The sequence below is a fragment of the Streptodolium elevatio genome (assembly GCF_053592165.1).
Window position 1 is genome coordinate 244,205 of record NZ_JBSFVE010000006.1, and the last position, 20,495, is coordinate 264,699.

The 20,495-nt window shown below is 71.1% G+C and carries 17 protein-coding genes; 7 read left to right on the forward strand and 10 right to left on the reverse strand.

Annotated elements, in window-relative coordinates; translation table 11 throughout:
• Positions 1–9 precede the first annotated feature (9 nt).
• Complete coding sequence (locus ACWD12_RS14460; protein WP_372498534.1) at positions 10–81, forward strand: 50S ribosomal protein bL37; 72 nt, start codon at positions 10–12, stop codon at positions 79–81.
• Positions 82–331: 250 nt separating this feature from the next.
• On the opposite strand, the gene ACWD12_RS14465 is transcribed toward ACWD12_RS14460, so the two are convergent.
• Positions 332–745 (reverse strand): hypothetical protein, encoded by a 414-nt coding sequence (locus tag ACWD12_RS14465; RefSeq protein ID WP_358347036.1) that lies wholly within the window; start codon positions 743–745, stop codon positions 332–334.
• 467 nt (positions 746–1,212) lie between these two features.
• On the opposite strand from ACWD12_RS14465, the gene ACWD12_RS14470 reads away from it, so the two are divergent.
• A complete protein-coding gene (locus ACWD12_RS14470; RefSeq protein ID WP_450099820.1) occupies positions 1,213–1,401 on the forward strand; it encodes a DUF397 domain-containing protein in 189 nt (62 codons plus the stop codon).
• 284 nt (positions 1,402–1,685) lie between these two features.
• Here the strand turns inward: ACWD12_RS14470 and ACWD12_RS14475 are convergent, their stop codons facing one another.
• The gene (locus tag ACWD12_RS14475) at positions 1,686–2,537 is read right to left on the reverse strand and encodes a helix-turn-helix domain-containing protein (protein ID WP_358347040.1); all 852 of its coding nucleotides are present in this window, start codon (positions 2,535–2,537) and stop codon (positions 1,686–1,688) included.
• A 469-nt stretch (positions 2,538–3,006) separates the two neighbouring features.
• Complete coding sequence (locus ACWD12_RS14480; protein ID WP_450099821.1) at positions 3,007–3,483, reverse strand: SseB family protein; 477 nt, start codon at positions 3,481–3,483, stop codon at positions 3,007–3,009.
• A gap of 51 nt (positions 3,484–3,534) precedes the next feature.
• On the opposite strand from ACWD12_RS14480, the gene ACWD12_RS14485 reads away from it, so the two are divergent.
• Together ACWD12_RS14485 and ACWD12_RS14490 are read left to right on the forward strand one after the other, a co-directional pair.
• Complete coding sequence (locus ACWD12_RS14485; RefSeq protein ID WP_358347044.1) at positions 3,535–5,367, forward strand: acyl-CoA dehydrogenase; 1,833 nt, start codon at positions 3,535–3,537, stop codon at positions 5,365–5,367.
• Between the two features lie 174 nt (positions 5,368–5,541).
• The gene (locus tag ACWD12_RS14490; protein ID WP_450099822.1) at positions 5,542–6,672 is read left to right on the forward strand and encodes a hypothetical protein; all 1,131 of its coding nucleotides are present in this window, start codon (positions 5,542–5,544) and stop codon (positions 6,670–6,672) included.
• Between the two features lie 51 nt (positions 6,673–6,723).
• Here the strand turns inward: ACWD12_RS14490 and ACWD12_RS14495 are convergent, their stop codons facing one another.
• Positions 6,724–7,524: an SDR family oxidoreductase gene (locus ACWD12_RS14495; RefSeq protein WP_450099823.1), complete on the reverse strand. Its 801-nt coding sequence runs from the start codon at positions 7,522–7,524 to the stop codon at positions 6,724–6,726.
• Between the two features lie 212 nt (positions 7,525–7,736).
• Between ACWD12_RS14495 and ACWD12_RS14500 the strand changes: the two genes are divergently transcribed.
• Complete coding sequence (locus ACWD12_RS14500; RefSeq protein WP_358347052.1) at positions 7,737–9,038, forward strand: M18 family aminopeptidase; 1,302 nt, start codon at positions 7,737–7,739, stop codon at positions 9,036–9,038.
• A gap of 868 nt (positions 9,039–9,906) precedes the next feature.
• Here the strand turns inward: ACWD12_RS14500 and ACWD12_RS14505 are convergent.
• Both ACWD12_RS14505 and ACWD12_RS14510 read right to left on the reverse strand, forming a co-directional pair.
• Positions 9,907–11,793: an NHL domain-containing thioredoxin family protein gene (locus ACWD12_RS14505; RefSeq protein WP_358347054.1), complete on the reverse strand. Its 1,887-nt coding sequence runs from the start codon at positions 11,791–11,793 to the stop codon at positions 9,907–9,909.
• 299 nt (positions 11,794–12,092) lie between these two features.
• On the reverse strand, positions 12,093–12,869 hold the full coding sequence (locus ACWD12_RS14510; RefSeq protein WP_450099824.1) for a carbon-nitrogen family hydrolase: 777 nt from the start codon (positions 12,867–12,869) through the stop codon (positions 12,093–12,095).
• A 188-nt stretch (positions 12,870–13,057) separates the two neighbouring features.
• Here ACWD12_RS14510 and ACWD12_RS14515 point away from each other — a divergent pair, with 188 nt between their 5' ends.
• Positions 13,058–13,876 (forward strand): maleylpyruvate isomerase family mycothiol-dependent enzyme, encoded by an 819-nt coding sequence (locus tag ACWD12_RS14515; RefSeq protein ID WP_358347057.1) that lies wholly within the window; start codon positions 13,058–13,060, stop codon positions 13,874–13,876.
• 123 nt (positions 13,877–13,999) lie between these two features.
• On the opposite strand, the gene ACWD12_RS14520 is transcribed toward ACWD12_RS14515, so the two are convergent.
• From ACWD12_RS14520 to pdhA, 3 genes are read right to left on the reverse strand one after another with little or no spacing between them, the layout of a single operon-like run.
• Positions 14,000–15,451: a dihydrolipoamide acetyltransferase family protein gene (locus ACWD12_RS14520; RefSeq protein WP_450099825.1), complete on the reverse strand. Its 1,452-nt coding sequence runs from the start codon at positions 15,449–15,451 to the stop codon at positions 14,000–14,002.
• A 22-nt stretch (positions 15,452–15,473) separates the two neighbouring features.
• Positions 15,474–16,442 carry a transketolase C-terminal domain-containing protein gene (locus tag ACWD12_RS14525; RefSeq protein ID WP_435838954.1) on the reverse strand — a complete coding sequence of 323 codons (969 nt, stop codon included), beginning with the start codon at positions 16,440–16,442 and terminating at the stop codon, positions 15,474–15,476.
• Between the two features lie 32 nt (positions 16,443–16,474).
• The gene (gene pdhA, locus ACWD12_RS14530; RefSeq protein ID WP_358347062.1) at positions 16,475–17,737 is read right to left on the reverse strand and encodes a pyruvate dehydrogenase (acetyl-transferring) E1 component subunit alpha; all 1,263 of its coding nucleotides are present in this window, start codon (positions 17,735–17,737) and stop codon (positions 16,475–16,477) included.
• Between the two features lie 335 nt (positions 17,738–18,072).
• On the opposite strand from pdhA, the gene ACWD12_RS14535 reads away from it, so the two are divergent.
• A complete protein-coding gene (locus ACWD12_RS14535) occupies positions 18,073–18,732 on the forward strand; it encodes a response regulator (RefSeq protein ID WP_450099826.1) in 660 nt (219 codons plus the stop codon).
• Positions 18,733–18,749: 17 nt separating this feature from the next.
• On the opposite strand, the gene ACWD12_RS14540 is transcribed toward ACWD12_RS14535, so the two are convergent.
• The gene (locus ACWD12_RS14540) at positions 18,750–20,483 is read right to left on the reverse strand and encodes a GAF domain-containing protein (protein ID WP_450099827.1); all 1,734 of its coding nucleotides are present in this window, start codon (positions 20,481–20,483) and stop codon (positions 18,750–18,752) included.
• Between the last annotated feature and the right edge of the window lie 12 nt (positions 20,484–20,495).

Below are 20,495 nucleotides of genomic sequence, written 5' to 3' on the forward strand. Positions count from 1 at the left end.
GGAGGCACCTTGTCGAAGAAGACGAGGAAACGGAAGACCCGCCGGAAAAACCGGGCGAACCACGGCAAGCGGCCGGCCTGACACAGGCGCCGACATGGGCACCGCACACGGGCACCACACACAGCACTGAACAGAGGCGCTGACACAGGCACTCAACACGGGCGCTGAGCACGGCGCCGAGCTAGGGCCCGCACCCAGGCATGCGGCGCCGGAGACCGGGCGCCGAAGCCGAGCGCACGCGAACACCAGGTACCCACACGAGAGTCCCGCACCGCGGACCGCGCGGTGCGGGACGTTTTTCTCGTGGCCGCCGTCCCCCGTCCGTCCCCGCTCAGCAGGGATCGGCGATCTTGTCGACGGTCACGTGCGTGTTGACGGCGGTGTCCGGGACGAACCCGGTCAGGCCGTCAATGGTGACGCGGTCCCAGATGCGGCTGGTGCCGCCCCAACCGACGGACTCGGGCCCGTCGGTGTGGCAGAGGACCTCGACCGTACGCCCGACCGGCAGATCCGCCAGCTTGGGCGAACCGGCGTTCGGCTCGGCGAAGAGCGCAATGCCTTCCGGCTGCGCTATGGACACCTCGCGCGGGGTCGCCGGACGGTCGTCCGGGTTGCCGCGAATCGCTCCGAGGACGACCAGGATCACCACGGCCACGACAATGCCGGGGCCGGTCCAGCCGGGCTGCGGTGTGTGGACGGTGACGGTCGAACCGTTGGGTACTCGTACGTTGCTGGTCTCGAACATGACGGGATCACATCCCCCGATACCGAAGTACAGCCCGCCACGCGCCGCGTGGACGACGGCGGTGGGCCGCTGGCCCTTACCACCGCCAACACCCTTCGATAGCCTGGGAATCTGGCGCGAGTCCCGAGGGCTGCGAAGGCTGCTGTCGGCGATTCGACGGGGAGAGGCGGTGCGCCGACCGTGAATCGGCCTACCGTCTCTCCCCACATACGCGAGCGCCACAGGGGGGAGGTGTCGTTCTGGCACTGACGCGCCCCCGGCGCCCCACCCCTTCCTGCCGGACAAGGTGACCTCGCCCGGCGCGGAGGGGCAATCCCCTGTCGACTTTGTGTCGTTCGTCGACGATTCTGGGGATCCTCCTTATTGCGGCGGCAGTTGCCGCCAACCGTTGCGGACCCTCGTGCCAACGACGCCACGACTCCCGCTGCGGCTGACTTCTCGTGTCCAGTGTTGAGGGAGAAGAAGGCGTGGCAGAGATCATCAGCACCAAATCGGCGTGGCGCCGCAGCAGTTACAGCGGCAACAGCGGGAACTGCATCGAGGCTCGGTCGGACACGTCGGTCTGGGTACGCGACTCCCGACGTCCCCTCGTTGCCCCGCTCGGCTTCCCGGCCGGCGCGTGGTCGGCCTTCGTGGCGCGGATACACACAGACTGACCGACCGGACCACGCGGACTGACGCGACCCGAGCGACCCGAGCGACCCAGACGACCCTGATGACCCAAATGACCCAGGCGACCGAACGAGCCGAACCGCGGGCATGCGCACCCCCGTTGCACCGAAACGCTGCGTGCCGCACATGCCCACACCCCCTCTGTATGCCACTGTGACCGCTACCGCTCTACCACTTAGCGATCCGCCCTAGAGACGAATGCCATATGGCACTTTGACCACGGTTCTATTGCACAACAGCAGCAGCGTTGTGACAAGGGGGAGTTGCCTCAAGTAAGGCGTTCCAGCGCGTCATCGATCAATTTGATGGGATCCACGGCCCCCGCGGCCTCCTCCAACTGCCAGAAGGACTCCAGGTACTCCTGCGGTTTGCGCTCGGTCGGCTCGGAGATGATCATGCTGCCCTCGGCGCCCTCGATGTACAGCACGAGCGAGGCGTCGTCCGGGAATTCGAACACCACATAGCCTCGGCGGTGGCGCGGGTAGAGCCCTTCGCTGAACGGCATGATCTGCAGCGTCAGGTCGGGCCGCTGCGCCATGGTCCGCAGGTGGAGCAACTGGGCGCGCATCACGGCCCGTCCGCCCACCACACGGCGGATGACCGACTCGTCGATGATGAAGTGTGTCTCCGGCGGCGTCTCGCGCTCGAACAACTTCTGTCGTTCCATGCGCAGTTCGATGGCCTTGGGGTTCACCGGGCTGCGCCCGCTCGTGTTGAGCATCGCCTGTTCGGCGTACTCGGGTGTCTGCAGAAGACCCGGAACAATGGTGATCTCGAAGTTGCGGATCACCGAGGCAACGGTCTCGTAGCCGATGTACGCCGCGTAGTCCCGGTTGATCACATCAGCGAAGCGGTCCCACCAGGCGGTGCGGCGCACGTCCTTGGACAGGGCCAACAGCTGTTCCTGGAGCGCGGGTTCGACCCCGTAGTGGTTGAGCAGCACCCGCAGGTCATTGGTGGAGATCCGGTTTCTGCCGCCCTCGATGCGGATCAGCTTGCTGAGCGACCAGTCCATCTCGTCGGCCACCTGCTGTTGCGTGAACCTGCGTTGCTCCCGAAGCCGCCGCAGTTCGGCCCTCAGTCGGCCAAGCGAAACCAGCGGGTCCGGACTCTGGGGCATAGCTGATCCCTGCCTCGGTAGGCACTCAAAGGTGCTGAAGATATGTCAAACACACTTACGGCAATCTGCCTAGTGGCAGTTGGCCAGTCAGCAACGAGCCTAGTACCGCTCGGGCGTTGAATCAGCCGAACACGCCAGCGGGTTCGCCATCCGCCCGGACTTCACACGCACGTCATTCCCGCATTGACGTCGCCCGCATCGATCCGCCGGAGGTGCCTCGGAGACACCCCGGAGGCACCTCGGAGGCACACGCCGGGCGCCCGGCAGGCCCGCGGCGGACGCGGAGCGGGCGTACGGCGGAGGCCGGGCACTGCACACAGAAGACACGGGCAGCAATCTGCTTGGTGGCAGTTGGCCAGTCGGCCGGTCGGCGACAAGCCCGGCGCCGACCACCGGACCACCGGACCTGAGACATATTTCCGGTCAGGAAAACTTGCGCGCTTTGCCCTATATGTCGATCGAGCGGCGGTCAGCCGTACATCCGGCGCATGGCGAAGTTGATCATCTGTTCGATCGCCTTGGCGTCGAACATCACACGGTGCTCGCCGTCCAGGTCGAGGACGAAGCCGTACCCGTTGGGCAGCAGGTCCAGCACCTCGGCACCGGTGACGGTGAAGTGGCGGGACTCCTCGCCCGCGTACCGCTTGAGCTCCTCCAGCGAGGAGAACATCGGGATCACCGGTTCGGGGGTGTTGTGCAACGCCAGGAAGCCCGGTCGTTCGCCGCGGGGGCAGAAGACCTTGGAGGCTATGAAGACGGACTGGAAGTCCTCGCCGCTCATCAGGCCGGTGGCGAATCCGCGCACGGCGTCGGTCAGGCTCGGGCCCTCTGCCCGTACCTGCGGTTCCTCGGTCGCGTAGCCGTACACGACAACCGAGGTTAGCGCCTCTCCGGCGCTCATTCGGCCGGGTCGGGGATTGCCAAAGTTACCGGCGGGTAGAATCATTGGGTTACCAGTCAGTACAGCCAGCCGGAAACGAACAGGCGGAGCCACACCATGGGTCACTACAAGTCGAATCTCCGCGACCTCGAGTTCAACCTCTTCGAGGTGTTCGGCCGCGAGCAGGTCTACGGCAGTGGCCCGTTCGCCGAGATGGACGCCGACACCGCGCGCTCGATCCTCACCGAGGTCGAGCGCCTGGCCGTGGGCGAGCTCGCCGACTCCTTCGCGGACGCCGACCGCAACCCCCCGGTCTTCGACCCCACGACGCACACCGCCACACTGCCCGAGTCGTTCAAGAAGAGCTACAAGGCCTATATGGACTCCGAGTGGTGGCGCCTCGCGCTGCCCGAGGAGATGGGCGGCACCACGTGCCCGCTCTCGCTGCGCTGGGCCGTCGCCGAACTGGTGCTGGGCGCCAACCCGGCCCTGTGGATGTACGCCGCGGGCCCCGACTTCGCGCACGTCCTGCACGTCCTCGGCACCGACGACCAGAAGAAGGTCGCCGCCCGCATGGTCGAGGGCCAGTGGGGCTCCACCATGGTGCTCACCGAGCCCGACGCGGGCTCCGACGTCGGCGCCGGGCGTACCAAGGCCGTCAAGCAGGACGACGGCACGTGGCACATCGAGGGCGTCAAGCGCTTCATCACATCGGGTGAACACGACCTCTCCGAGAACATCATCCACCTGGTGCTGGCCCGCCCCGAGGGCGCCGGCCCCGGCACCAAGGGCCTCTCGCTGTTCGTCGTGCCCAAGTTCCACTTCGACTGGGACACCGGCGCGCTGGGCGAGCGCAACGGCGCCTTCGTCACCAACGTCGAGCACAAGATGGGCCTCAAGGTCTCCACGACCTGCGAGGTCACCTTCGGCGGCAACGCGAACACCCCGGCCGTCGGCTGGCTGGTCGGCGAGGTGCACAACGGCATCGCGCAGATGTTCAAGATCATCGAGTACGCGCGCATGATGGTCGGCACGAAGGCCATCGCGACCCTCTCCACCGGCTACCTCAACGCGCTCGAGTACGCCAAGGAGCGCGTCCAGGGCTCCGACCTGGCGAAGATGACCGACAAGGCCGCGCCGCGCGTGACCATCACGCACCACCCGGACGTGCGCCGCTCGCTCATGACCCAGAAGGCGTACGCCGAAGGCATGCGCGCCCTGGTCCTCTACACCGCCACGTGGCAGGACCGCATCGCGCGGGCCGAGGCCGAGGGCGGCCGCGACGAGCAGGCCGAGCGGGTCAACGACCTGCTGCTGCCGATCGTCAAGGGCTACGGCTCGGAGAAGTCGTACGAGCAGCTGGCCCAGTCGCTGCAGATCTTCGGCGGCTCGGGCTTCCTCCAGGAGTACCCGATCGAGCAGTACATCCGGGACTCCAAGATCGACACCCTCTACGAGGGCACCACCGCGATCCAGGGCCAGGACTACTTCTTCCGGAAGATCGTCCGCGACCAGGGCCAGGCGCTGACCCAGGTGGCCGGCGAGATCCAGGAGTTCATCGCCTCCGAGGCGGGCGGCGACACGCTGGCCGGCGAGCGGGCGCTGCTCGCCCGCGCGGCCGAGGACGTGCAGGGCATCGTCGGCACGCTGATCACCCAGCTGATGGCGTCCGAGCAGGAGGTCACCTCGATCTACAAGGTGGGGCAGAACACCACCCGCCTGCTCATGGCGTCCGGCGACCTGGTCGTCGCGTGGCTGCTGCTGCGCCAGGCGTCGGTGGCGCTCGCCAAGCTCGACGGTGCGAACGCCCGCGACAAGGCCTTCTACCAGGGCAAGGTCGCGGCGGCGAAGCACTTCGCGCGCAACGTGCTGCCGCTGCTCACGCCGCAGCGCGTGATGGCCGAGGAGACCGACAACTCGCTGATGGAACTGCCGGAGGAGGCGTTCTGATCCGCGTTTTCGCGGTTCGCGTCTGACGGTTTGTCAGCAGGCGGTTCCCCGTACGCTTTCCGTCCCGGGTACGGGGGACCGCCTTTTCGCCTCCCGGCCGTACGGGGGTCACCGGGGCAGGCCACAATCGCCCCTATGACGACCAGCTCGGCGGGTGCTGCGGGTGGGGCAGGGGTGGCTGACCGGACGGGCGGCCCCGGGGCGGCGGCGCTGCTGCGCGGGTTCCTGTCGGGTGGGCTGGTCGGCGCGGCCCTCGCGTGCTTCGTCGTGGGGCCGGTGACCGACCGGATGAACCTGCTGGGTTTCGGCGCGGGGCTCATCGCGGCGAACGTCCTGCTCCTGGCGATACCCAAGGCGGTACGTCGGCGCTCGGCACCGGCGCGGCCCGGACCGCGGCGCGCGCTGGCCCGGATCGAGAGCCGCCGCGCCCTGTCGTCCGAGTCCGGGGACATCCCGGTCGAGTTCGTGCTGACCGTGGCGCCGGACGATGCGTCCGCGTACCGCGCCAAGTTCACCCAGTCCATCAACCTCGTCGACATCCCGGACTACAAGCCGGCCGGGATCGTGGTGGTCGAGTACCGGCCGGACCAGCTGTGGAAGGTCCAGATCGTCACCGAGCCGGACGCCGCGTGGGCGCGCCGGGCCCGGGAGGAGGCGGTGGACTCGGCCCCCGCGTCCACACTCGCCACCATGCCGACCGAGGGGTGCGGGTTCTGCCTGCTCATGCTGGTCGGGCTGCTGCTGGGGGCGGCCGCGGTGGTGTTCGCGTTCCGCGGCGACCTGTTCGACGACGACGGTACGTCAGGCTCCCCCAACGTGACGTCGACCACCACGTCCACCACGTCGAGCACGGTCCGGATCACCGGCGACGTCATGCTGATGCCGGGGCAGATGCGCGGCGCGGCCGAGCAGTTGATCGCCCTGATGGGCACGGACAAGGCGACCGAGCTCAGCATCGACGAGGACTTCATGAGCGTGGCCGCGCCCAAGCCCGCGGACCCGGGCCTCGTCGACTCGTTCCGGTTCCGCGACGGCAAGGTGGAGGCGACGGGTCCGCACGGGACGCGGCGGCCCGACGAGCCGCTGATCGACCTGCGGGCCCTGCCGTACGACCGGATGCTGTTCCTGGTCGTCGAGGCCAAGGCCGCCCTCGGCCTCACGCCCGAGACGTGGCACATGTCGTTCCACCGCGCGCCCGATACGGGCGAGCTGGAGATCATCGTGACGGTCGGCGACTCGTACGGCGGCGCCTCCCTGCGGGCCGACGCCGAGGGCAACGTGGTCGAGCGCTCGCCGCGCCGCTGACGCCGCTCAGGGCACGGCGAGCGCCCGGTACCGGGTCGCCTCGCAGGCGGGTCAGAGGTCGGAGCCGCCGGTGGCGTCCAGCAGGTGGCCGGTGACCCAGCGGGCCGCGTCGGAGGCGAGGAACGCGACGGTGTCGGCGATGTCGTCCGGCCGGCCGACGCGGCCGAGTGCGGCCCGGCCCGACCAGTACGCCTGGGCCTCGGCGTTGTCGCGCAGCCATTCCGCGTTGATGTCGGTGTCGACGACCCCGGGCGCCACGCCGTTGACCGTGATGCCGCGCGCTCCGAGTTGCTTGGCGAGGGCGAGCGTGAAGACGTCGAGCGCGCCCTTGGTCGCGGCATAGGCGATGGCCTCCGGAAACGCGATGCGCGTCACTCCCGACGACACGTTGACGATCCGGCCGCCGTCGCGCAGCAGCGGGAGGGCGCGCTGCACGATGAAGAACGGCGCCTTGGCGTTGACCGCGAACACCTGGTCGAACTCCGCCGGTTCGACGTGCTCGATGGTCTTGGACAGACCGATGCCGGCGTTGTTGACGACGATGTCGAGGCCCGACTCCCCGTGCTCGCGCAGCCCTTCGGCTAGCCCCTCGAACAAGCGGTCGACGTCGCCCGGTTCGCCGAGGCGCGCGGCGACCGGGAAGGCGCGACCGCCGGCCTCGGTGACGGCGCTCACGGTCTCCTTCGCGGCGCGTTCGTCGCTGCCGTAGTGCACGGCGACCAGGGCGCCGTCCCGGCCCAGGCGCTGGGAGATCGCGCGGCCGATGCCGCGGCTGCCGCCGGTCACGAGGGCGGTCTTGCCGCGCAGCGCGGGTGCGGCGGCGGCGGTGGCGGTGGTGGCGGTGGTGCTCATGGCGGTCTCCCCAAGATTTATGTAGTGCTCGGAACAGAAAGAAACGTAGCACATATGTAGTGGTCGCTAAGCAATTCTTTCGGCGGCGCCGCCGGACGCGTGCGGGCGCGGCCCGGCGTACCCTCGGCTGCGAGCCACAGACGACCTCCGGACGCCCCGCAGGACGGCCCCAGGACGACAACCGCGGCCTCGCGCCGCGCAACAGGAGCACCATGACTTCCCCGCACGGACAGCCTCTCGGCCACCGGTTCGACCGGGCGCACACCGACGACCTGATCGGGTACATCGCGGCGAGCCCGTCGCCGTACCACGCGGTCGCCAACGCGGCCGAGCGGCTCGAGGCGCTCGGATTCCGCCGCCTCGCCGAGACCGACCGCTGGGAGGGCGGCCCCGGCGGCCGCTACGTCCTGCGCGGCGGCGCGCTCATCGCGTGGTTCGTCCCCGAGGGCGTCTCCGGCCCGACCGGCTTCCGCGTCGTCGGCGGCCACACCGACTCCCCCAACCTGCGGGTCAAGCCGCGCCCCGACACCGGCCGCGCCGGCTGGCGGCAGGTGGCGGTCGAGCTGTACGGCGGCACCCTGCAGAACACCTGGCTCGACCGCGACCTCGGCCTCTCCGGCCGCCTCGCGCTCAAGGACGGCAGCGAGCACCTGGTGTTCGTGGACCGCCCGCTGCTGCGCGTACCGCAGCTCGCGATCCACCTCGACCGCTCGGTCAACGAGGGTATGAGCCTCGACAAGCAGGTCCACATGACGCCCGTGTGGGGCCTCGGGCCGGTCGTCGAGGGCGAACTGATCGAGTACGTCGCCAAGGAGGCCGGCGTCGCGGCGGGCGACGTGGCCGGGTGGGACCTGATGGTCCACGACGTGCAGCCGCCCGCGTACCTGGGCCGGGACCGCGAACTCCTCGCCGCGCCACGCCTCGACAACCTGGTCTCGGTGCACGCGGGCCTCGCGGCGCTGCTCGCCGCGGCGGGGTCCGGCGATCTCGCGCACATCCCGGTGCTCGCGGCGTTCGACCACGAGGAGGTCGGCAGCGCCTCGACCACCGGGGCGGGCGGCCCCCTCCTGGAGAACACGCTGCGGCGCATCATCGGGTCGGAGGGCTGGGACGACCAGGCCCGCGCGTTCGCCGACACGCTGTGCCTGTCGAGCGACGTCGGCCACGCCGTGCACCCGAACTACGCCGAGCGGCACGACCCCGACCACCACCCCGTCCCCAACGGCGGCCCGATCCTCAAGGTCAACGCGAACCAGCGGTACGCCACCGACGCCACCGGCCGCGCGGTCTGGGCGGCGGCCTGCGACCGCGCGGGAGTTCCATGGCAGGCGTTCGTGAGCCGCAACTCGATCCCGTGCGGCTCGACGATCGGCCCGATCACCGCCACGCGCCTCGGCGTCGAGACCGTGGACGTCGGCATCGCGATGCTCTCCATGCACTCGGCACGCGAGCTGTGCGGCGCCTCGGACCCGTACCTCCTCGCGTCCGCGATGAACGCGTTCCTGGAGAGCTGAGCCGGTCCAAGCAAGCTCACGCGCGGGAAATCCGGCGGTGCGGCACGGTCCACGCGACCCTGGCGCGCCGCCGGCAGCCGCCGTTCGCCAGGCATAGGTACAGGCAGGACCCGAGGCATCTCCCGCCCTCTGACGCCTCCCAAGCCACCGCCGTCCACCGGGCCGTCCGCGCACGGCGCCGACCACCGGTGCTGGTCTGGCACGCCGAGAAAGCGGAACCGGGCTCTCACGTCTGCCGCATTCCGCGCAGGCCGATTCGACAGCCCTCCACGAGGCCGCGGATTCGTTGTTCAGACGCGGGGGCGGCGCGCGCATGGGTGCCCATACCGGGGAGGGACGGCGGCGCGGCCTCACATCGCCGAGGTCGCGATGGATTTCAAGGACGCCACCACCCAAAACATTGTCCTGTCGCTCGAAGCCGGGTGGTGCGCGGAGCATCAGTGGTTGGCCGCAACCGGGACCGGGCGCGTGAGGACTTGGCCGTGATCCTGCGAGACCCGAAGGCCCAAGGCGGCACTGCGGGATGGGGCGACACACCTCGGGAGCGACCGGGCGCGTGGGTGAAGAGGAATTGGACACGGTGCCGCTCCCCCACAACCTCCCCGATCCCCGGATCTGGATCGCCGGTGTGCCGTGGCGCCAATCCGGCACCGAGGCCACGGAGCACGGAGATCCGCGGGTGGAGGCGGCTACGACGTCGCGGGGTGGGCCGGCCGGTTCGGCGGCATTCGAACCGCACCACGAGCCGGCAAGGCCCGACGCTTCGCAGCAGACCGCGGATTCCGGCGTGCACCGCGAGCCGCGGATCGGGACCATTGGGCAGTAGGGCTGGGGGACTTGCGGTGCGCCGGACGCGAGGGCGGGCGGGTCAGTCGGTGGAGGGTTCGGTGTCGGGCGGGGTGATGGTGGCCAGGGAGAGCTGGAGTTCGGGGGCGCCGTCCGGGGTCTGGCGTACCGGGATGCCCCAGTCCTGCTGGTGGATGTGGCATGCGGGGTACTCGACGGGCTTGCCGTCGGGGCCGAGCGCGTCGCAGGACGCGGCCATCGCGGAGACGTGCAGGACGCCTTCGGTGACGGAGTCGTCGAGCAGCAGCGTGCGGGCCAGCTCCGTACCCGGTCCCTCGCCCGCGAGCAGGAGGCCCGGCGGGCTGGCGTCCACCAGGAGCCGCGTCGCGGGGCCCTGGCGGTCGTCCAGCTTCTGACCGGGCGGCACGTCGAACACGACGGCGAGGCGCAGGCTGCCCGGGGCGATCTCGACCGGCGGACGCGCCGTGTGGTGCGCCTGTTCGGGCACCGAAAGGGCCTCGTCCGGCACGCGGATGCGGGTCACCCGGTGGCCCGCCGACTCGACGACCATGAGGTAGACGCCGTCGTCGTCGGCGACCACGACGGCGTCGGACGGTTCGCGCAGGCCGGTGGCGAGGGTGGTGACCTCGCGGGCGGCCGGGTCGTACCGGCGCAGCGCGTTGTTGTACGTGTCGGAGACCGCGACCGACCCGTCCGGCAGCACCGTGACACCCAGCGGGTGCTGCAACAGCGCCCGGTCGGCCGGTCCGTCGCGCAGCCCGAAGTCGAACAGCCCCTCGCCGACGGCGGTGGCGATCCGGCCGTCGGTCAGCTCGCGGAGCGCGGACGTCTCGGAATCGGCGATCCAGAGCGTGTGCCCGTCCGGCGAGATCGCCAGGCCGGAGGGCTGGGCGAACCACGCGCTCTCGACGGCGCCGTCCTCCAGGCCCTCGTTGGTGGTCCCGGCCAGCACGTCGACCGACTCGCCGACCGGGTCGAACTCCCACAGCTGGTGCACGCCCGCCATCGCGACGACGACGCGGCCGCCGAACCACGCGACGTCCCACGGGCTCGACAGGTCCACTTCGCGTGCCGCCCCCGAGGTCCGGCCGCCCTGCCACCACTGCCGCCCGGTGCCGGCGACGGTACGCACGGTCCCGGTCGCCAGCGAGACCCCCCGCAGCGCGTGGTTCGCGGTGTCCGCCACCACCACGTCGTACCCGACGTGTGCGGCGACCTCGGCGGGCAGCAGCGCGAGCCCCTGCGGCTCGGCGAGCGACGCGTGCCGCGGTCCGCCGTCCGTCAGCCCGCGATGGCCGTTGCCGATGCGGCGCAGCACGGTGACCCCGTCGTCGGCGAGCTCCACGAGAGAGTGGTGGCCCGAGTCGGACACCAGGAGGGTGCCGGACGGCAGCCGCAGCACCTTGCCGGGGAACCGCAGGTCGGTGCGCGGCGGTTCGGCGGGGACGTACGGTCCGTCCCCGCGGTGCAGCGTGCGCTTGTCCTCGTGCTCGCCCACCAGTTCGGCGACGAGGGCGTCGATCGCGTGGCCGTGGCCTTCACCGGCGAGCTGGGCGACGACATACCCCTCGGGGTCGATCACCACGAGCGTGGGCCACGCCCGCACGGCGTACTGCCGCCACGTCGCCATTTCAGGGTCGTCCAGGACCGCGTGGCGCACCTCGTGGCGCTCGACGGCGGCGAGCACCGCGCCGTGGTCCGCCTCGTGGGCGAACTTCGGCGAGTGCACGCCGATGACCACCAGCACGTCGCGGTACTTCTCCTCCAACTCGCGGAGCTCGTCGAGGACGTGCAGGCAGTTGATGCAGCAGAAGGTCCAGAAATCGAGCAGAACGATCTTGCCGCGCAGTCCGGCGAGGGTGGGGGCCGATCCCCCGGTGTTGATCCACCCGCCGGCTCCCGCGAGCTCGGGGGCGCGGACACGTACGCGGCGCGGCGTGCTGCTCATGATCTCCAGTCAAACACCTGCGCACCGGTTATCGGCGCAGGACGGACCTAGATTCCGGGTGCCGCGCGCGTCTGATCCTGACGAGGGGGGTGGACGGGCCGAGAGCAGAAGACGAGGCGAACTTCCGGGCGTTGTGGCATCCCGGCGCAAGGCCCTGGTGGGCACCGCCTACTTCCTCATCGGGGACGCCGGAAAAGCCGAGGATCTGGCGCAGCGGTTCCTCACGCAGCCCGCCCGACCTCCTTCCGCGGACCCGCCGACGCGCCGGCGGTACGCGGCGCGCGGCGCCGTACGAAGGATCAGCCGACCCGGCGGTCCTTGAGCACCGGGAAGTCCGCGCGGGTCTTGGCGACCAGGGCGGTGTCGATCTCGGCGGTCAGCACGCGGCCCTCCGGCCCGGCCTCGGCCACGATCTCGCCCCACGGGTCGACGACCACGCTGTGCCCGCCCTGCGCCAGGCCGGCCTGGGAGCCCGCGGTGTTGCAGGCGAGCACGAAGACCTGGTTCTCGACCGCCCGCGCGCGCGCCAGCAGGCGCCAGTGCTCGACGCGGCGGGCGGGCCACGCGGCCGGGACCACCAGGACCTCGGCGCCGCGGTCGAGGAGCAGCCGGAACATCTCGGGGAAGCGCAGGTCGTAGCAGGTGGCCAGGCCGAGGGTGCCGAACGGCGTGACAAGCGTCACGATGTCGGCGCCCGGTCCCATGAGCGCGGCCTCGCCGCTGTCGAAGCCGAACCGGTGGATCTTGCGGTACGTCGCGCGCAACGCGCCGTCCGGGCCGAACACCAGCGACGTGTTGTAGTGCGCGCCGTCGTCGCCGCGCTCGACGATGCTGCCCCCGTGCAGCCACACACCCGCGTCGCGCGCGGCCTCGGCGAGCGCTTGCGCGGTCGGGCCGTCCAGGGTCTCGGCGTCCTCGTCCCAGCGGGCGTAGTCCCAGCCGCCGGGCAGCCACAGCTCGGGCAGCACGACGAGGTGGTCGTCCGCACGTTCGCGCACCAGGCGCAGCGTCTCGGCGAGGCGGTCGGCCTTCGGCACGGACAGATCGACATCGAGCTGAATCAGGGACACGCGCACGCAGACCACCACATCCCGCTGACCGTTGAACCGGTCCCGTCGCCGGAACCCCTGCCGAACATCCCCGCAAGCGCGGGCCGCTTCGCGCGAACCGGCTGCCCCGGGCTTCCGCGCAGCGTAACGTGCCTGCATGAACGCCCGGTCGCAGACGGGCCGCGACGGGGCGTCCCGACACCCAGAGGTTCGCCGTGAGCAATGAACTCCAGTATCTCGTCGACGCGTGGGAACAGTCCGTACGGTCGCTCTCCGACGTCTGCGCCGGACTGACAGAAGGGCAGTGGAACCGCGCGACGGAGTGCCCGGGCTGGTCGATCCGCGACGTCGTCTCGCACGTCATCGGCGTCGAACTGGAACTGCTGGGCGATCCGCGCCCGATCCACAACCTGCCGAGCGATCTCGCGCACGTGCGCCCGGACGACGAATTCAGCCGCTACTGCGAGATACCCGTGGACGTGCGGCGCTGCCACACCGCCGCGGAGATGACCGGCGAGCTGACGTGGGTGATCGGCCGCCGCCTGCGGATGCTGCGGGACAGCGACTGCGCGCCCGAGACCGAGGTGCGCGGCATGATGGGCCGCAGTACGCCGTACAAGCACCTGCTGCGCTCGCGGACGTTCGACGTGTGGGCGCACGAGCAGGACGTACGCCGCGCGACCGGCCGTCCCGGCAACCTCGACTCGCCCGCCGCGCAGGTGTCGCGCGACTTCCTGCTCGCCCAGCTCCCGCGCGTGGTCGCCGAGGACGCGCGCATAGCCCCCGGACACACGGTGGCATTCGACGTGCACGGGCAGCTGGAGTTCATGCGCACGGTCACCGTCGGGCCGAACGGGCAGGCGGGGATCGGCGAACAGGTCGCGCTGGCCCCCCTGGTGACGCTGTCCACCGACTGGGAGACGTTCGCGCGCCTGATGTGCGGACGGATCCGACCGGCCACCGCCGACCTGAAGATCGAGGGCGACCGCGTCGCGGCCGAACGGGTGCTGGCGGAGATCGCGGTCACGCTGTAGGGCCCGGCCACCCCGCGGTCACGCCAAGGCCGAGGCCGTGGCACCGGCGCTGACAGGCCGGAAGGGGCGGGCCGCTCAAGTGCGGCCCGCCCCTTCCATGTTGCGTTCCCGACCCGTGCCGGATCAGCTCCAGGCGATCAGCCGCTCGGGCCGCTCCAGCGCCGCGGCTGTGTCCGCGAGCACCTTGGATCCCAGCTCGCCGTCCACCAGGCGGTGGTCGAACGACAGGGCCAGGGTGGTGACCTGACGCGGCTTCACCTTGCCCTTGTGCACCCAGGGCATCGGGCGGATCGCGCCCACCGCGAGGATCGCGGCCTCCCCGGGGTTGAGGATCGGCGTACCGCCGTCGATGCCGAACACCCCGATGTTGGTGATCGTGACCGTGCCGCCCGACAGATCCGCGGGCTGCGTCTTGCCCGCCCGTGCGGTCGCGATCAGCTCGCCCAGCGCCCGGGCCAGGCCGACGAGCGAAAGCCCGCCCGCGTCCTTGACGTTCGGCACCAGCAGACCGCGCGGAGTGGCCGCCGCGATGCCCAGGTTGACGTGGTCCTTGAGGACGATCTCCTGGTTCTCCTCGTCCCACGACGCGTTCACATCGGGGTTGCGCCGCACCGCGCCGAGCAGCGCCTTGGCCACCAGCAGCAGCGGGGACACCTTGACGTCGGCGAACTCGGGCAGCTCGCGTAGCTTTCCGACCAGCTTGACGGTGCGTGTGACGTCGACCTGCACCCACTCGGTGACGTGCGGGGCGGTGAACGCGCTGGCCACCATCGCCTGCGCGGTCGCCTTGCGCACGCCCTTGACCGGTACGCGCCGCTCGCCGCCGGCCGCGGCCGGTGCCGGCGCGCCGGTCCCCTCCGCCGCCGCGTGCACGTCCTCGCGCGTCACGACGCCGCCGGGGCCGCTCGGCACCAGCGAGCCGAGGTCGACGCCGAGGTCCCGGGCCAGCTTGCGGACCGGGGGCTTGGCGAGCACGAGCACGCTGCCCGGTGCGGACCCCTGCGCGTGGAACGGCGCGGACCCGGATGCGGCGGGTGCCGGTGCCGCGGGCGCCGCTGCCGGTGCGGCGGCGGGCCGGGTCGGCGGTGCGGCCGGGCGGGCCGGCGCCGGGGCCGGGCCCGAGGGCTTGTTGCGGGGGCGGCGGTGCGCGCTCGCGGTGCGTACGCCGTAGCCGACGAGCACCGCCTCGCGCCCCGCGCCCGGGTTCGCGGCGTCGCCGCCGTTCGCGTCGGTCCCGGACGCGTCACTCCCGGCGGTGTCACTCCCGTCGGTGTCACCCGCGGCCTCGCCGCTTCCCGGCCCGTCCGCCGGTCCCGCGCCGTCCGCGGCACCCGCCAGCTCGACCGTGATGATCGGCGTACCGACCGGAACCGTGTCCCCCTCGGAGGCCAGCAGTTCGGTCACCACGCCGTCGAAGGGGCACGGGAGTTCCACCACCGCCTTGGCGGTCTCCACCTCGACGATCACCTGCCCGTCCGTGACGGTGTCGCCCACCGCCACCTGCCACGCGACGATGTCCGCCTCGAGAAGGCCCTCGCCGACGTCGGGCATCACGAACTGCCTGCGCTGCGCCATACCGTTGCTCCTCACCACTGCGTCACCAGGCCAGCGAACGGTCGACCGCGTCGAGCACGCGGTCGAGGTCCGGCAGGTACTCCTCCTCGATCCGCGACGGCGGATACGGCGAGTGGTACCCGCCGACCCGCAGGACGGGGGCCTGGAGGTGGTAGAAGCAGCGCTCGGTCACGCGCGCGGCGATCTCCGAGCCCATCCCGAGGAACGTCGGCGCCTCGTGCACGACGACCAGGCGCCCGGTGCGCCGCACCGAGTCCTCGACCGCCGCGAAGTCGACCGGCGAGAGCGAGCGCAGGTCGATCACCTCGAGGTCGCGGCCGTCGTCCGCGGCGGCCGCCGCCGCGGCGTCCAGGCACGTCTGCACCATCGGGCCGTAGGCGACCAGCGTGCAGTCCCGCCCGGACCGCACGACACGTGCGGAGTGCAGGGGATCAGGCGTCGCGGCCGTGTCGACCTCGGCCTTGGCCCAGTAGCGGCGCTTGGGTTCGAAGAACACGACCGGGTCGTCGGAGCGGATGGACTGCTGGATCATCCAGTACGCGTCGACCGGGTTGGACGGCGAGACCACGCGCAGACCGGCGGTGTGCGCGAAGTACGCCTCGGGGGACTCGCTGTGGTGCTCGACGGCACCGATGCCGCCGCCGTACGGGATGCGCACCACGACCGGCACCTTGACGTGCCCGAGCGCCCGCGCGTGCATCTTGGCGAGCTGCGACACGATCTGGTCGTACGCCGGGTACACGAAGCCGTCGAACTGGATCTCCGCGACCGGCCGGTAGCCGGCCAGCGCGAGTCCGATCGCGGTGCCGAGGATGCCCGACTCGGCCAGCGGCGTGTCGACGACGCGGTCCTCGCCGAAGTCCTTCTGGAGGCCGTCGGTGACCCGGAAGACGCCGCCGAGCTTTCCGACGTCCTCGCCCATGACCAGGGTCTTGGGGTCGTCCTCCAGGGCCCGCCGCAGGCCCGCGTTGATGGCCTGCGCCATCGTCATCTGGGCGGGCTTGCCGCCCGACTGCCCGGCCATCAGTGCCCGCCCTCCTGGTTCCGGTCGTCGCCCTGCTCGGCGAACGACGCGTGGTACGCGGTGAACTCGGCCCGCTCCTCGTCGACCAGCGGGTGGGGTTCGGCGTACGCGTGCTCGAACATCAGCGTCGGCTGCGGGTCCGGCATCGTGCGCACGCCCTGCCGCACGCGCTTGGCCAGTTCGTCGCTCTCCCGCTCCAGGTCGGCGAAGAAGTCCGCGTCGGCGAGGCCGTTCTTGTGCAGGAACGCCTTGAGTCGCTCGATCGGGTCCTTGAGCTTCCACGCCTCCAGCTCGGCGGCGAGGCGGTAGCGGGTGGGATCGTCCGACGTGGTGTGCGCGCCCATCCGGTAGGTGAACGCCTCGATCAGCATCGGTCCTTCGCCGCGCCGGGCCCGCTCCAGCGCGCCGCGCGTGACGGCGAGGCAGGCCAGCACGTCGTTTCCGTCGACGCGTACGCCGGGGAATCCGAATCCGGCGGCGCGCTGATACAGCGGCACGCGCATCTGGCGCTCGGTCGGCTCGGAAATGGCCCATTGGTTGTTCTGGCAGAAGAACACGACCGGGGCATTGAAGACCGCGGCGAAGGTGAACGCCTCGTTCACGTCTCCCTGGCTGGAGGCGCCGTCGCCGAAATACGCGATGACCGCCGCGTCGCCGCCGGAGCGCTGCATGCCCATGGCATATCCGACCGCGTGCAATGCCTGCGACCCGATCACGATCGTGTACAGGTGGAAGTTATTGCTGTTGGGATCCCACCCGCCGTGGTTCACCCCGCGGAACATGCCCAGCAGGTTGAGCGGGTCCACGCCGCGGCACCAGGCCACGCCGTGCTCGCGGTACGTCGGGAACGCATAGTCCCGCTCCCCCAGCGCCCGCCCGGAGCCCACCTGGGCCGCCTCCTGGCCGAGCAGCGAGGCCCACAGGCCCAGCTCGCCCTGCCGCTGCAGCGCGGTGGCCTCGGCGTCGAAGCGGCGGACGAGGACGAGGTCGCGGTAGAGCCCGCGGTATTCGTCGTCGGTGAGGTCGATCGACCAGTCGGGGTGCTCCACCCGCTCACCCTCGGGGGTGAGCAGCTGCACCAGCCCCGGCGTCTGACCCGTGTCCATACCCGGCCCTGCCGGATCGGGGAGGACTGCGCCCGTCCCGGGCCCTCCCACATGGTCCACTGCCACGTTCTCTCCTCGGTCTGTCCGGCCCGCGGGATCGCCGTGGACCGAATCCGGCTTGCCGGGTCCGGTTACCGCGCGGGGTGTGCGCGACATACCGGGCCACGACACGGTGGCTTTACATTCCTAGGATGTCCTAGGAATTCCCGGGTAAATCCGGGTTGGCACCTGCGCACAGGCATGCGGCCCCGGAACTGCCGAGGACCGCACACCGGGAACGTTACCCGGCGGTCAGCGCGGCAGATAGCGGCAACCACCCGGAGAACTCCGATCCGCTTTGTCGGACGCCCACAACAACCCCCTCCCGAGCCCCGCCCGAACCCCGCCCGAACCCCGCGCGCGAGGCCGATCACCCTGTTCAGAGCCCTGTTCCGGGGCTTTCCGGAGGGCCGGTACCAGCCGAACGCACCAGCCCATGCGAATCTGTACAAATGACTGATGTTGTAACCATTCGGGTGTTTCTCCTCGACGACCATGAAGTCGTACGCCGCGGCGTGTTCGAGCTGCTGTCACTGGAAGCGGACATCGAGGTCGTGGGCGAGGCCGGCACCGCCGCCGAGGCACTCGTCCGCATCCCGGCGACGCGCCCGCAGGTCGCGGTGCTGGACGTACGCCTGCCGGACGGCAGCGGCGTCGAGGTGTGCCGCGAGATCCGCGCCTCGATGCCGGACGTGCGCTGCCTGATGCTCACCTCGTTCTCCGACGACGAGGCGCTGTTCGACGCGATCATGGCCGGCGCCTCCGGGTACGTCCTCAAGGACATCCGCGGCTCGGACCTGGTCGGCGCGGTCCGCGACGTCGCGTCGGGCAAGTCCCTGCTCGACCCGGTGGCCACCGCGCGCGTGCTGGAACGCCTGCGCGGCGGCGGACGGCAGGACGACCGCCTCGCCTCGCTCAGCGAGCAGGAGCGCAAGATCCTCGACCTGATCGGCGAGGGCATGACGAACCGGCAGATCGGCGGGGAACTGCACCTGGCTGAGAAGACGGTGAAGAACTACGTGTCCAGCCTGCTGGCGAAGCTCGGCATGGAGCGGCGCACCCAGGCGGCGGCGTACGTGGCACGCAGCAAGGCCGAGAACCACCACCCGTAGCCGCCCGGGCCGAGGCGTCAGACGGGCGCGCGCCAGGTGACGGTGGTGCCCGTACCGTCCGGCCCCGGGCCGAACTCCGCGGAGCCGCCCAGCGACTCGGCCCGTGCGCGCAGGTTCGCGAGCCCGCTGCGGCGGCCCGTCTCGGGGATGCCGACGCCGTCGTCCGTGACGGCCAGCACCGCTTCGTCCTCGACGACGAGCGACACCTCGACGCGCGACGCCTTGGCGTGCCGCGAGGCGTTGGACAGCGATTCGCGCAGCGCGGCGAGGAGGTTCTCGGCGACGTCGTCGGGGATGCGCGAGTCGACCGGGCCCACGAAGGTCACCGCGGGCTCGAAGCCGAGCGCGCCGCTCGCGGACGAGGCCTCGCGCAGCACGCGGGCGCGGACGCCCGGACCGGCGTCCTCCGGGCCCTGCTGCAGCGCGAAGATGGTGCTGCGCACCTCGCGGATGGTCGCGTCCAACTCGTCGACGGCCTGGTCGACGCGGCGGATCACCTCCGGCACCTTCGCAAGGCGGGCGGCGCCCTGGAGCATCATGCCGGTCGCGAACAGCCGCTGGACGACGAGGTCGTGCAGGTCGCGCGCGATGCGGTCGCGGTCCTGGTAGACCGCCAGCCGCGAGCGGTCGCGCTGCGCGCCGGCGAGCATGAGGGCGACGGCCGCCTGCCCCGCGAACGCCTGGAACATCGCCTGCTCGGTACTGGTGAACGGCACCGCGCCGATGCTGCGGTCGAGTTCGAGCGCACCGAGCACGCGGTCGCCGGCGGCGAGCGGTACGAACAGACCGGGGCCGAACGCGCGCGACTGCTCCAACATGACACGCGGATCCGTGCTCATGTCCGCGATGAACACGCTCTCCCCCGCGTCGATCACCCGGGCGAGCGGCGATCCCCCGGGCACGACGGTGCCGGCCAGCGCGGAGACGTCGTCCCCGTCGGTGATCTCCACGAGGTACGAACCGTCGGGCTGCGGCAGGTATATCGCCGAGAAGTCCGCGGACGCGAGGGCCCGCGCGCGGCGCGCGACGACCTGCAGCGCCTCGTCGGGGTCCTCGGTGCCCAGCAGCGTGGTGGTGATGTCGACGGACCCCTGGATCCACTCCTCGCGCTCGCGGGCCTGCTGGTAGAGGCGGGCGTTCTCGATCGCGACGCCGGCGGCCGCGGCGAGGGCGCGTACGACCTGCTTGTCCTCGGCGCTGAAGCCGGACCGGCCGCGTTTCTCGGTGAGGTAGAGATTGCCGAACACCTCGTCGCGCAGGCGGATCGGCACGCCCAGGAACGAGTGCATCGGGGGGTGCCGGGGCGGGAAGCCGTACGACGCCGGGTGCCGGGTCAGGTCGTCGAGGCGGAGCGGCTCGGGATGGTCGATGAGCAGCCCGAGGATGCCGCGCCCGTGTGGGAGGTCCCCGATCTCGGCGGCGGTGGCGACGTCGAGCCCGACGTGGATGAAGTCGATGAGCCCGCGGGCGGCTCCCTCGGGTCCGAGTACGCCGATGGCGCCGTACTTGGCGTCGACGAGTTCCACGGCCTCCGCGACGATGCGGTGCAGCGTCGCGTGCAGGTCGAGGTCGGCGCCGACGGACACGACCGCTTCCAGGAGCCCTTGCAGGCGGTCGCCGGTGGCGGCGGCGCTCTGCAGGCGCTCGACCACCTCGGCCACCAGGTCGTCGAGCCCGAGCGCGGCCAGTTCCGGGAGCCGCGAGCCCTCGGGGGGCGCGGCACCGAACCCGGGGTCGGGAGTGTCCACCATGATCAGAGATTA

What these genes read in the sequence shown, in the direction of transcription:
- ACWD12_RS14465 (WP_358347036.1), bottom strand. Translation starts at nt 745, where the DNA reads ATGTTCGAGACCAGCAACGTACGAGTACCCAACGGTTCGACCGTCACC.
- ACWD12_RS14475 (WP_358347040.1), bottom strand. Translation starts at nt 2,537, where the DNA reads ATGCCCCAGAGTCCGGACCCGCTGGTTTCGCTTGGCCGACTGAGGGCC.
- ACWD12_RS14480 (WP_450099821.1), bottom strand. Translation starts at nt 3,483, where the DNA reads ATGATTCTACCCGCCGGTAACTTTGGCAATCCCCGACCCGGCCGAATG.
- ACWD12_RS14485 (WP_358347044.1), top strand. Translation starts at nt 3,535, where the DNA reads ATGGGTCACTACAAGTCGAATCTCCGCGACCTCGAGTTCAACCTCTTC.
- ACWD12_RS14495 (WP_450099823.1), bottom strand. Translation starts at nt 7,524, where the DNA reads ATGAGCACCACCGCCACCACCGCCACCGCCGCCGCCGCACCCGCGCTG.
- ACWD12_RS14500 (WP_358347052.1), top strand. Translation starts at nt 7,737, where the DNA reads ATGACTTCCCCGCACGGACAGCCTCTCGGCCACCGGTTCGACCGGGCG.
- ACWD12_RS14505 (WP_358347054.1), bottom strand. Translation starts at nt 11,793, where the DNA reads ATGAGCAGCACGCCGCGCCGCGTACGTGTCCGCGCCCCCGAGCTCGCG.
- ACWD12_RS14520 (WP_450099825.1), bottom strand. Translation starts at nt 15,451, where the DNA reads ATGGCGCAGCGCAGGCAGTTCGTGATGCCCGACGTCGGCGAGGGCCTT.
- ACWD12_RS14525 (WP_435838954.1), bottom strand. Translation starts at nt 16,442, where the DNA reads ATGACGATGGCGCAGGCCATCAACGCGGGCCTGCGGCGGGCCCTGGAG.
- pdhA (WP_358347062.1), bottom strand. Translation starts at nt 17,737, where the DNA reads ATGTCGCGCACACCCCGCGCGGTAACCGGACCCGGCAAGCCGGATTCG.
- ACWD12_RS14535 (WP_450099826.1), top strand. Translation starts at nt 18,073, where the DNA reads ATGACTGATGTTGTAACCATTCGGGTGTTTCTCCTCGACGACCATGAA.
- ACWD12_RS14540 (WP_450099827.1), bottom strand. Translation starts at nt 20,483, where the DNA reads ATGGTGGACACTCCCGACCCCGGGTTCGGTGCCGCGCCCCCCGAGGGC.